Origin of the sequence: Rhodovulum sp. DZ06, assembly GCF_050586345.1 — a bacterium.
In the GTDB taxonomy this organism is placed as follows: domain Bacteria; phylum Pseudomonadota; class Alphaproteobacteria; order Rhodobacterales; family Rhodobacteraceae; genus JBOCEF01.
In genome coordinates this window covers 13,406-25,557 of the sequence record NZ_JBOCEF010000043.1, presented here as the reverse complement: position 1 = coordinate 25,557, position 12,152 = coordinate 13,406, and the positions used below count along the sequence as shown (strand labels likewise).

At 76.1% G+C, this 12,152-nt stretch carries 5 protein-coding genes; 3 read left to right on the top strand and 2 right to left on the bottom strand.

Annotated features, from left to right (window positions below; translation table 11 throughout):
* The first annotated feature begins 148 nt into the window (after positions 1–148).
* Together ACQ5SO_RS16625 and ACQ5SO_RS16620 are read left to right on the top strand one after the other, a co-directional pair.
* Positions 149–1,078: an ornithine cyclodeaminase family protein gene (locus ACQ5SO_RS16625; RefSeq protein ID WP_430942751.1), complete on the top strand. Its 930-nt coding sequence runs from the start codon at positions 149–151 to the stop codon at positions 1,076–1,078.
* Positions 1,079–1,204: 126 nt separating this feature from the next.
* Positions 1,205–5,410: a SwmB domain-containing protein gene (locus ACQ5SO_RS16620; protein WP_430942750.1), complete on the top strand. Its 4,206-nt coding sequence runs from the start codon at positions 1,205–1,207 to the stop codon at positions 5,408–5,410.
* 1,125 nt (positions 5,411–6,535) lie between these two features.
* Here the strand turns inward: ACQ5SO_RS16620 and ACQ5SO_RS16615 are convergent.
* The gene (locus ACQ5SO_RS16615) at positions 6,536–8,380 is read right to left on the bottom strand and encodes a hypothetical protein (RefSeq protein ID WP_430942749.1); all 1,845 of its coding nucleotides are present in this window, start codon (positions 8,378–8,380) and stop codon (positions 6,536–6,538) included.
* Positions 8,381–8,901: 521 nt separating this feature from the next.
* On the bottom strand, positions 8,902–9,837 hold the full coding sequence (locus tag ACQ5SO_RS16610) for an AEC family transporter (protein WP_430942748.1): 936 nt from the start codon (positions 9,835–9,837) through the stop codon (positions 8,902–8,904).
* A 431-nt stretch (positions 9,838–10,268) separates the two neighbouring features.
* Here ACQ5SO_RS16610 and ACQ5SO_RS16605 point away from each other — a divergent pair.
* A partial coding sequence (locus tag ACQ5SO_RS16605; protein WP_430942747.1) for a hypothetical protein occupies positions 10,269–12,152 on the top strand: 1,884 nt, incomplete at its 3' end.

Genomic DNA, 12,152 nt, shown 5'->3' with positions numbered 1-12,152 from the left:
CGCCGCGCCCCGGCGAGGGCGGCGCCCGGTCCAGTCCGGCGGCGCGGGCGCGGCGGCGCCCGGACCGTCCGACCCGCCGCCCCTTCCCTTCGCCCCCCCGGCGCCCCTAGGCTGCGCGCAATCCCCCGCCGCAGCCCCGGAGACCGCCATGACCCCCGAGTTCATCACCTATGACGCCGCCCGCCCGGCCCTGTCCTGGACCGGCGCGGTCGAGGCCCTGCGCGCGGGCCACCAGCGCCCGAGGGCCGAGCTCGGGGACCTGTTCCTCGGCCCCGCTTCCGGCGTGCAGCTGACCCGCGCCGCCTTCATCGAGGGGCTCGGCTACGGCGTCAAATCCGTCACCGTCATGCAGGGCAACGCCGCCCGCGGCCTGCCCACCGTTCAGGGCGCGATGATGGTCTCGGACCCCGAAACCGGAAGCCTCAAGGCGATCATCGACAGCCGTCTCGTCACCGAGCTCAAGACCGCCGCCGACAGCGTCTTCGGCGCGACGCTGCTCGCGCGCCCCGACAGCCGCCGCCTGCTGATCGTCGGCGCGGGCGTCGTCGCGCGCAGCCTTTGCGAAGCCTACACCGCCCTGTTCCCGGACCTGTCGGAGATCGTCATCTGGGCCCGCCGCCCCGAGGCCGCCGCGGACCTGGCCGCCTCCCTGCCCGATCTCGGCCCCGCCATCCGCGCCGGCGCCGACCTCGCGGCCGAGGCCGCCGCCGCCGACATCGTCGCCGCCGCCACAATGGCCCGCGCGCCGGTGCTGATGGGCGACTGGATCACGCCCGGAACCCATGTCGACCTGATCGGCGCCTTCACCGCCGAAATGCGCGAGGCGGATGACGCGCTGATCGCCTCCGGCGCCCTCTTCGTCGACAGCCGCGAGACCACGATCCACCATATCGGCGAGTTGAAGATCCCCATCGCCGCGGGCGTGATCGGCCCGGACCACGTGCGCGCCGATTTCTACGACCTCGCCGCCGGGGCGCCCGCCCGCCCCTCGGACGACGCCGTCACGGTGTTCAAGAACGGCGGCGGCGCGCATCTCGACCTGATGATCGCCGACTGGATCGCGCGCGAGACCGCCTGACCCTCCGCCCCCTCGCGAAGACGATCAGCCTTGCCGGCGGCTTAACGCGGCCCCCGGGTCAGCATCCGTTAATCGGCCGATTGTACCTGGGCGCCGGTGGGAATGACTGGTGCTCAGGAGCGTAACATGACCGATCAGATTGAGCGTATCGCGTTCGATGCGGATTTTCTTCTGGCCTATGAGGGTCTTGGCGAAAACGGGCCGGAGGGGGTCGAGATCACGGTCGAGACGGCCGAGTTCGGCGCCGCGTCCATCGCCCCGGCCCCGTCCGGCGGCATGTCGCTGATCCCCGAGGATCCGGGCGACACGCCGGTCTTCACCCTGTCGGCCGATGGCGAGACGGTGCTGTCCTTCGATCCGCTGACGGTCGAGCTGTCGGTGGCCGCGGGCGAGTGGCGCTTCGCGGTCTGGGCCGAGACCCCGGCGGGCATCGTCGGCGACGGCTTCGACATCGGCGCGGGCGATCACGCGCTCGGCTTCGCGCCCGGGCAGGCCGACGACGCCACCTCCTTCTCCTTCGCGCTGGTCGCGCTGGCCCCGGGGCAGGATTTCCACGACGTGGTCTTCACCGCCGCCAGCGCCTCCGAGGTGACCTTCGCGCCCGGTTACGACGATCCTTACGGCGACGGCGCGGGCGATCCCGCGGGCGATCCCCATGGCGACGGCTCCACCGACGGCTCCACCGGCTCCGGGGGCGACGGCTCCGTCGATTCCGGGGACGACGGCCCCGACCTGCTCTCCCTCACCGGCGTCGTGGCCGACGGCGCGCTGACCTGGACCGCCGCCATCGACGGGCCCGCCACGCTGCGCCTGCTCGTCCTGCCCCGCGGGACCGAGATCCGCGACGAGGCCGATTTCAACGCCTGGTTCGACCAGGGCCATCCCGGCGCCGTCGAGGCCGAGGGCGACGGGACCGCGCCGGTCTCGGCCGCCATCCCCCTCGCCGGGATCGACGCGCCAGAGGGCTATGACCTCTGGGCCGCGCTCGAGGATCCGGAGCAGCCCGGCCATTACCTCGACGCCGCCATGGCTAAGGTCCCCGCATCGGGCGGCGCCGGCGGCGGCCCGCTGGCGGAACTGGTGTGGGAGCCGGGCCACGACGCCTTCGTCCCGACGCTGGAGCTGTCGGCCCCCGCCCCCGGCGACGTGACCGCGACGGTCGAGCTGTTCGTCGATGACGGCGCCCCGGCGGCCTCGGTGCAGGTGACGATCCCGGCGGGCGCGACCTCGGCCGCGGTGGTCTTCCCCGGCTTCGTCCCCTCCGACTGGCCGCTGAACGACCGCTTCGAGATGGCGTTCGCCGGGCTCGACGGCCCGGCGGCGCGCGAGGTGGACGATTCCCACCTCTCCTTCGACCGCTCCGGCGCCGCGATGGACGACCCGCATGACGATCCCACGGACGGTCCCGCGGACGGGTCCGGCGACGGGACGGGGGACGGCTCGGGCGACGGCTCCACGGGCGAAACCCCCGGCGAAACCCCCGGCGACGAGACCCCGGGCGACGGCCCCCATGACGGGCCGTACGAATTCGAGGGCGACCTCATCTCCAGCCTGACCGCGCAGGTCGCGCAGGGCGCGGTGCAGTTCACCGTGGCCCTCCCCGAGGCCGGCGCCTGGCGCGCGATCCTCGTGGCCCCGGGCACGGTCATCGACAGCCCCGAGGCGTTCGACGCCATCTTCGCCGCGGGCGCGGCGGCGGCCGAGGGGCGGCTCGACGCCCCGGGCGCCGCGCAGGGGTCCATCGCCCTGCCCGATGGCATGACCGGCGGCGCGCTCTGGGTCGCGGCGGTCGATCCGAGCGGGCTCGAACTTTATGTCGACGCGGCCCGGGTGCATGTCCCCGCGGACGGCGCCCCCGTGGGCGGCCCGCCGCTGGAGCTCGACCAGGACGAGGGCCAGGCCGCCTTCACCGCGACGCTGAGCCTCGAGACCCCCGCGACCGCCGAGGTGCAGGCGCTGGTGATGCTCTATGACGGCGCGGGGACGCCGGTGGCGCAGACCCTGGTCGTCATTCCCGCGGGCGCCTCCGAGGCGCCGGCGCGCTTCCCCGGCTTCGACCCGGCGGGCGCCGCGGCGCAGGTCTACGAGATGGTGTTGGAGGGCGTGACCGGCCCGGCCTCGGTCGACGCGATCCACGCGCAGCTGCCGCTCGACCCGGCGGGCTTCGCAGTGGAGGGGCCGGATGACGGGGACGGCGGCGATCCCGGCGACGGGACGGGCTCCGGCGACGGCACGGGCGCCGGCACGGGCGCCGGCACGGGCGACGGCTCCGGCGGCGAGGATGACGGCCCCGAGATCCTCTCCTTCGCCCTGCGCGACGTGGCGGAGGAGACCCCGGTCTCGGCCCGCAGCGTCACCGTGGACATCGCCTTCGACTGGCAGGTCTCGGGCGTCACGGCCGACAACTTCATGATCGACCTGTTCGGCACGCCCGCGGGCGAGGCGACGGTCGGGACCCCGGCCACCGCCGATGGCGGCTTCACCTGGTCCGCCGAGGTGACCCTGCCCGAGGGGCTCTACCGCCTGCAGGCCCGCTTCGTGGTGGACGCGTCGCTGTCGGCCACCGGCCCGGCGGGCGAACAGGTCGCCGGCCCCGCGGTCCCCGAGATCGTCGCCGACGCCGACGCCAAGGTGGACCGCGCCGGGCCGGAGCCGATCTCGGCCTTCGTCAACGGCGACAAGCTGCACGTCGCCTTCAACGAGGGGCTGGACGGCGCGCCCGACGCCGCCGCCTTCAGCGTCCTCGTGGACGGCGCGGCGGTGGAGATCATCGGCGTCGAGACGCCCCATCGCGGCTCGGCGACCTTCCTGCTCGCCCGCCCGGTCGACGCGTCCGAGACCGTGACCCTGGTCCATGGCGGCGGCGGCGCCTCCGATCCCTGGGGCAACCCGGCCCCGGCCTTCGAGCTGGCGGACCTGCGCAACGCCACCTGGACCCCGCCCGAGGATGACGGGTCGGGCGCCGCGTACGAGGCGCCGGAGTTCGAGTTCGACGAGGACGGCGCCATGAAGGCGAGCTTCGTGCTCGAGAACCCCGACGGGACCGCCGGGCCGATCCGCCTCGGCGGCGCCCCGACCGAGGTGACGGTGACCCCGCCGCAGAACGTCTCGGTCGCGGCCAGCGTCTCGACCCCCACCGGGGACGCGGACGCCCGCGTCGCGGCGGTGGAGAAGCTGAAATCCGAGGGCAACGGCGTCGCCGCCCGCGGCGCGCGCCGGATGGAAGATGCGGCCCGCGACCTGGCCGAGGGCGAGGAGCTGGCGATCCACCGCATCGCGCCCACCGCGGGCGAGGGCGGCGCGGCGGGCGGCCCGCTGGAGCTGAAGTTCGGGACCGGCGCCGGGGTGAAGACCATGGTCGGCCTCGACGCCTCGGGGCTGGGCGAGGGCACGCAGGTGCGCATCGCCGGGGCCGAGATGCTGCAGGTCTCGGGCAAGGCGCAGGTGGCGCTGCAGGGCGTGCGCACGGCCGTCATGGACCGCGGCGCGCAGGAGGTGGAGCTTGATGTCGGCGACGCGGAGGGCGGGGAGTTCGAGCTGTTCGCCGGCGGCGGCGGCGACACGGTGCGGCTGGCCGGGGATGGCGGGCGCACGCGCGTGGACCTCGGCGCGGGCGACGACGTCGCGCGGGCCTCGGGCCTGTCGGACGACACCATGATCGGCGGCCTCGGCAATGACGACATGTCGGCGGGGCGCGGCGACGACGTGCTCCGCAGCGGCGTCGGCAAGGACGTGGCCAGCGGCGGCGTCGGGGCGGACACGATGTTCGGCGGGCGCGGCCGCGACACCCTGCGCGGCGACGAGGGCGCGGACGAGATCCGCGCCGGCGCCCATGGCGACAAGGTCAATGGCGGCGACGGGGCGGATGCGTTGTTCGGCCAGGGCGGCGGCGACCTGATCTTCGGCGGCCGCGGCGACGACCGGGTCTTCGGCGGCAAGGGCGACGACACCATTTCGGGCGGCAAGGGCGACGACATGTTGACCGGCCAGCAGGGTGATGACGACGTTTCCGGCGGGGCCGGGAACGACCGGGTCTTCGGCGGCGACGGGGCGGACCGGCTCGACGGCGGGGCGGATGACGACCGGCTCGGCGGCGGCGCGGGGGCGGACGTGTTCGTCTTCGGCCCCGGCGGCGGCGTGGACGTGATCCTCGACTTCGAGGACGGCGTGGACCGGGTCGCGCTTGGCGGCGGGGTCGACTGGGCCGCGATCGAGGGGCTGATCTCGGACGCCGAGGGCGGCGCGGTGCTGGCGCTGTCGGACGCGGACCGGCTGGTCTTCGAGGGCGTCGCGGCGGAGAGCCTCGACGAAGGCGACTTCCTGTTCGGCTGAGGCGCGGCGGCGGCTGGCCGGATCCGGGCGGGGCGCGGGCGCCCTGGCCGGGCCCGGCCCGCGCGCGGCCCCGCAGACGACGCGCGGAGGCGAGCCGCGGCGACGAAAAGCTGCGACGCCCCGCGGCGACGAGAACGGCCCCCGGCAGCGCGCGTTGCCGGGGGCCGTTTGCATGGCGGGGGCCAGTGAGGACGGGGCCGTGATGACGGGGGCCGCGGGAGCGTCGGGCGCGGCCGACATCGCGGCGCGCGGCCTGGCGCCGCCTGCCCCTGCGCGCGGCGTCGCCCCCACCGAGGAGACGCGGGACCTGCCCCGGGGATGCGGACGGGCTCGGGGAGGGACGGGCCCTCCCGCTCGCCCGTCCGCCCGCGCCCTCTCGACCCGAAGGCGGGACGGCGAAGCGGCGCGCCGGGCGCGGGGCGCCCGGCCTCGCGCGCGGCGCCGCCTGCAGGGGGCGGCGTTGGGAGGGGCCGAGCGGCACGGCGCCGGGCGGCGTCCGGAGGCGGCGCGCGGCCCCATCCAGCGGCGGCGCAGCGACGAGGCTGGTCGGCACGAGTGCAGCCGATGGGGGCGGCGACGGGCGCGGCGCGCCCCGGCCGTTCCAGGCGTCCGGGCCGCCGTGCCCCGCCGGCCAGGCAGCCCGGTCTGCAGCGCCGCGATGCCCTCGCGCCCCGCCTCCCGCGTGGCGCAAAGGTGCAGGGCGGACAGGCGCCGGTGTTGCAGCACGGGATCGCCATCCACGTCCCGGCGATCTGCTCGATCCTGTCCGGCGTCTCTCGCGACACGCGATGCAAGACGCCGCGCATGGTCCGGGCCGCGCTGCGGGCGCCCGCGGACAGCGGCGCCCCGCCGCCCTCCCCGCCGCTTTGCGCGACCGATGATCCCGGCTTGTCCCCCCGCCGACATCGAATTGTCCTGCATCGCCTCGACCTCGGCGTCCCGGGCGCGTGCCGGGCGCGTGCCGGGACGGCAGGCAAAGGCAGCGCGGCAACCGAAAGCGGCGGCGAGACCGAACGGGCGGGAGGGCGTCTCCGGCCCCCGGGCGCGGCGGGCGCCCGGGCTCAACGGAGGCTTGCAGTCTCCCCCTGCCCGCCCGCGCGCCGGGTGTCGAGGAAGGCGGGCGGCTCAGAACTCCTCGAACCCTTCCGCGGACATCGCCGGCGGGGCGGCGGGCGCGGGCGACGGCGCCGGGCGCGCCCCCTGGCCCGCCGCCGCGCCGGGGCCGGAGCGCAGCGCGTCGGGCAGCGCGCGCTCGACCGCCTCGCGCTCGGCCGAAAGCTCCAGCTCCGCCAGCCGCTCCGCGAAGAAGGCGGCGGCGGCCTTCGCCTCGGGGAACGCCCCGGGCGCGTCCGGCGCATCGCCATCGGCGGCGAGATCGGCCATCGCCTCGGAGGCCCGGGCGAGCTGCGCGCGCGCCTCGGTCGCGGCGCCGAGCGCCCCGACCACGCGCCGCCGCGCGCCGTCCAGCAGCCGCCCCGCTTCCTCGAGCCGCGCCGCCGCGGCCCGGGCGGCCTCGCGCGCGCCGCGCGCCGCGCCCTGGCCGCCGGCCTGCGCCCCGGCCTGCGCCCCGGCCTGGGCCCCTGTCCGCGCCCCGGCCTTCACGCCGCCCGCCTTGCCTTCAGCCCCGTCATCCGACCGGGTGCGCCCGACCAGCGCCGCGGCGTCCTCGGCCGCGGCCTCGAGCGGGCGGGCCGCGTCGGTCGCCACCTTGCGCAGCCCCGAGGTCAGGTCCGCCACCTCGGTCGAGATCACCATCAGCGCCTTGGCGTCGCCCCCGCGCCGGGCGCAGCTGATCGAGGCGTTGATGCTCAGCGTCTGCATCTCCTGCTCCATCCGGCGCAGGGCCGAGAGCTTGTCCATGGTCAGCGCGATCGCCTCGGAGAGCCGCCCGAGCACCGCGCTGAAGGCCCCCCGCCGCTCCAGCGCCGCGTCGAGCGCGCCGCGCGCGCGCTCCAGCGTCTCGTCCAGCGCCGCGGCGCCGGGGCCGCCCGCCCCGCCCTCCGGGCCCGCCTCGGGGAGGGCGCGCGACAGCTCCTTCTCCAGCGCGGCGAGGACCGCCTGGACCTCCCGCGCGCGGGCGCCGGCCTCGGCGGCGGCGGCGCGCAGCAGCGCCTCGGCCGCGGCGGCGGCGGCGGCGCATCCCCCCGCGCCGATCCGCGGCCGCGCCGCCTCGGCCGCCCGCAGCAGGGCGGCGGCGCGGGCCAGCCGCGGCCCCGCCTCGCCCGCCGCGCGCAGGGCCTGGGCGGCCTCCTCCATCCGGCCCGCCGCGCGCTCCGCCGCGGCCGCGGCGGCGGCGCCCTCCTCCCGGGTCCGGCGGGTTGCGTCCGTCAGCCCCTCCCGCGCCTCCTCGAGACGCGCGGCGGCGATGCGGCAGCGCGCGGCATCCACCGCCTGCAACGCGCCCGCGGCCTCCTGCGTCAGGCTCTCGAGCCGGGCGCGCCCGTCCTCGACCCCGTCGGCGGAGCGCTGCAGCTCGGCCGCCGAGGCGCTCATCTCGTCCGAGAAGATGGTGCGGATCTGGCTCCCGTGCTCGAACCCCGCGGCGCCGACGCGGGCCGAGAAGGCGACCATGGAGATGGTGCGCACCGCGTGGTTCAGCCGCGGCAGGGCGGCGGCGGAGACGCCGAGCCGGTCCGAGAGGCGGGAGATCGCGGCCAGGTCCTCGGCCGCGCGCGAATCGATGGCGCCGAGCGCGTCGCGCAGCTCGGCGCAGAGGGCGTCGAAACTCGCCGCCCTGGCGGCGCCGTCGGCCTTGCCCGCCTCCCCGGCCCCGGCTTGCGGCTGGGCGAGGACCGCGAGGTCGGCGCAGGCGGCGCGCAGCGCGGCGGCGGCGTCGGCGAGCGGAGAGGCGGCGCGGGTCGCGCCCCGCTCCACCGTGTCGCGCACCGCGTCGATGGCGGCGGCGCGGCGGCCGAGCGCGGGCTGCGCGGCGGCGCCCGGGGCGGGCGAAGCGGCGGCGGCGGCGGTCATTCCGCGCCCCCCGGGCCGGGGCGGCGCGCGCACGGGGCGAAGGGACCGGGGCCGCCGGAGGGGTCAGGCCCCGCGGCCCCGTTTCCGGCCCCGGTCCCGGTCCCGGCCGCGGCGGGCGCGCGGAACAGCGTCTCGGCCGCCGAGCGGCGGCGGGCGACGCGCGGCGCCCCCGACGCCTCGGCCGGATCGAAGCGCAACAGGGCGGCGCCGGGCGGCGCCGGGCCGAAGCGGGGCGCGGCGGGATCGGCGGACGGCCCGGCGACGCGGCGGCGGGCGAGGGAGGCGACGGGATGTTCGGACATGGTCTGGACGATCGGTTCTCCCGGCCCTGCGGCCGGCCCCCGGGGCGACTGGACGGGCCGCGGCGCCCCGGCGCCGCGGATCGGACGATGCCGCGGCGGATCGCGAGGGGCGGCTGCGGCCCCCGGCATCGCCCGGGCCGACGCAGGTTGACCGCAGAATGTTTTCCATTTCGTTCACCGCGTTCCCACGGGCCCCCGCACGGCCCGCGGCGCGGCGCCTCAGCCGGTCAGCGCCAGCGCCAGCGGCACGGTGACCACCGCCCCCAGCGTGGTCAGGATGATCGCCGCCGAGGTCGGGCGCGGGTCGCGCCGGTGGAACTCGGCCAGCATGAACGCCCCGGTCCCGGTCGGCAGCGCCGCCAGCACCACCGCGCAGGCCACCCCCAGCGGCGGCAGCGCGAACACCCAGGTCGCCAGCGCCCAGGCCAGCGCCGGGTGCACCGCCAGCTTCAACGCCACGGTCAGCGCGGTCCCGGCGCGCGACGGCGGCTCGCCCACCTTCGCCTGGGCCAGGAACAGCCCGATGGTGACCAGCGCGCAGGGCCCCGCCGCGCGGCCGAGAAGGTCGAGGAACCGCGCCGCCGGCTCGGGCAGCGGCAGGCCGCTCAGCGCGAACAGAAGGCCCAGCGCCGGGGCGGCCAGCATCGGGTTGCGCGCCAGCGACGCCGCCACCTTGCCCGCGGCGGCCAGCGGGCGGGCGCGGGCCTGGAGACCCACCTCGACCAGCGTCACCGCCACCGCGAAGATCACGCACATGGTGATCAGCGCCGCCGCCGTGGTCGGCGGCAACGCGGCCGGCCCGAACGCGCCCAGCGCCAGCGGGAAGCCCATGAAGCCGACATTGGGATAGCTGGCGTTCAGCCCGTCCAGCGCCGCGTCCGCCAGCGCCCGCCCGCGCAGCAGCGCCGCGCCCAGCCCGACCGCCATGCAGACCATCGCCGACAGGGTGAAAGCCCCCGCGAAACCCGGGTCCAGCAGCACCTCCAGGTCCGCCCGCGCGACAGCGAGGAACAGCATCGCCGGCAGCGCCAGCCACACCACGAAGGCGTTGAGCGACGAGACCCCGTGCGCGCCCAGCACGCCCTTGCGCCCGGCGATCCAGCCCGCCCCGATCAGCGCGAAGATGGGCAGCACGATGAGGAAGGCGGAGAACATGGGCGGCCTTTCGGTGCGCGGCGCGGCGCGGCGGACTGGAACGGGGCGCGGCCTGCGCGGCGGGCGGCAGGCGGCGGGGGGGACGGGTGGAGGCGGGGCGCCGCGGGCGCGGCGAGCGGGATGGACCGCCGCGAACGCGGCGCGGCCAGATGAGCGCAGCCGGCGGCCCGGTGCAAGCGCCCGCGGCGGCCGGCTTGGGTTCGATACGTATTCGTGCTACAATTCTCCGAATCCGCGGAGGATTGATGATGCGATATTTTCGAACCGGCTCGCTCCTGGCAGCATTCGTGCTGAGCATTACAGCTTCATTTTTCATTCACTTGGATGAAGCTTCTGCACAGTCGACCTGCAACCCCAAATTCCAGCGCTGCGACTGACGCCGCGGCGGCGAACCAGCGGGGCCCGGGATGGGGGACTCCCAGTACATTCTGATGATCCTTCTCGGCTCGGCGCTGCTGATCTGGGAAGCCTGGAAGAAATACGACCTCGAGGACGCCGTGGTCGGCCCCGCCGCGACCCAGGCCGGGCGACGCGCCGAGCTCGCCGGCGTGCGGATGTCCGCCCTCACCACCAAGCATGAATATGTCCGCGGCAAGCTGTTCTACGTGCTCAGCTTCCTCGTGCTCTACGCCCTGTGCCTGCTGACGCCCGAACTGGTCGGGGTGCTGGTCGGCGACGCCAATGTCGACAAGGCGGTGACCGCTCAGACCGAGATCTCCTCGATCCTGCGCCGCCCGGGCGAGGCCGCCGCGGTCGGGTCCCTCGACGGCGCCCCCACCGTGCCGCTGATGCTCGCCGTCGCCATCGTCGTCGGCGCCACCACGCCCACCTTCGGGGTGGTGGAGCGCACCGTGCGCTCGATCTCCTACGCCTTCGCCGGGATCCCGCGCGGCATCCACCGGGTGCTGCGCAATGTCGAGGCGCTGGATTTCACCGCCATCGCCCAGGACGACCAGCTGCCGATGGTGGCCAAGTTCCAGGAGTTCACCGAGGCGCACGAGATCGACCCGGTGATGCAGCAGACGGTGGACTACATCTTCGACGCGCTGCGGCGGGTGGAGCTTCTGCAGGCCCCCGTGGTCGGCCCGATGCGCACCCGCTTCTGGAACGTCTATGAAGGCGCCGCGCCGCTGGAGCGGGTGAACGAGGCGCGCGACGCCTATCTCGGGCTGCGGGACGAGCTCAGCGCGCTCAGGCCCGACGGCGAGTCGCTGGAATATTTCCAGGTCCGCGCCCAGACGGTGGCGGATTCGCTGCAATGCCTGTTCGCCCTCTACGCCATCCGCAACGCCGAGCTGCGCCGCCACCAGCTGACCACCAGCCACGGGCGGATCCTGCAGCAGGTGGTGGCGCCCGAGCTCGACCGCTCGGCCAACGAGATCGCCTGGGCGGCGATCCTCGGCTCGGTCGCGGCGCTGGTGCTGGCCTGGCTCTGGGGCGCGGCGATGCAGCTCGACATCCACCCGCTCTCCGCCGACATGCGCGCGATGCTGACCTACATGTTCAACTCCGAGGCCCAGGCGATGCTGGAGGACGGGCGGCTGGCCTTCTCCTCGGCCGAGCTGACCGACCGGGTGCGGCTGCAGGGGGCGACGGCGCTGAACGACGTGCGGCTGGTGATGGTGGAGAACGTGCTGCCGCTGGCGGTCGCCTTCGGGCTGTCGGCCTATGCCACGATCAAGCTGCGCCGCCACCGGATCGACGAGAACGCCTGGCCGGAGGAGACGGGGCCGGCGCCGCTTCTGACCTACCTGCGGCTGACGCCGCTGCCGACGGCGGTGGGGGTGCTCGCGTTCCTCGCGATGCAGGTGATCTGCACCGGCGCCGGGGGCGCGGACCTGGCCGAGCGCACGCAGAACGCCATCGACCTGGTGGGAACCAAGCTCGATTACGCGCTGAAGGTGGTGGCGCTGCTGCTGGTGTTCTTCGAATGCGCGCTGCTGCTGATCGCGGACCAGCACAACCGGCGCAGCTGGTGGGTGACGCTGCTGATCGCGCTGGTCGGCGGGGGGGTGACCTTCGTCGGCGCGCAGGTGGTCGCGTTCCTGCTCCAGGTCGACGGCGGCAACCGGTCCTTCTCGGAGCTGCAGGTGGCGATGCTGGGGCTGGTGCCGCTGTCGGTGATCCTCGCCGCCTATGCGCTGAGCGTGGAGCTGGGCGAGGTGATCGAGCGGCGCGAGGCGGCCGAGGCCGCGGCGCAGGCCGAGGTGGAGGCGGAGGCGCCTGGCGGCGCGGCGGACGGCGCCGGGGCGGCGGCGGGGAAAGCGCCCCCAGCGAAACCCGGCGCCGGGGCTGCGCCCCCCCCACCCTCGTCC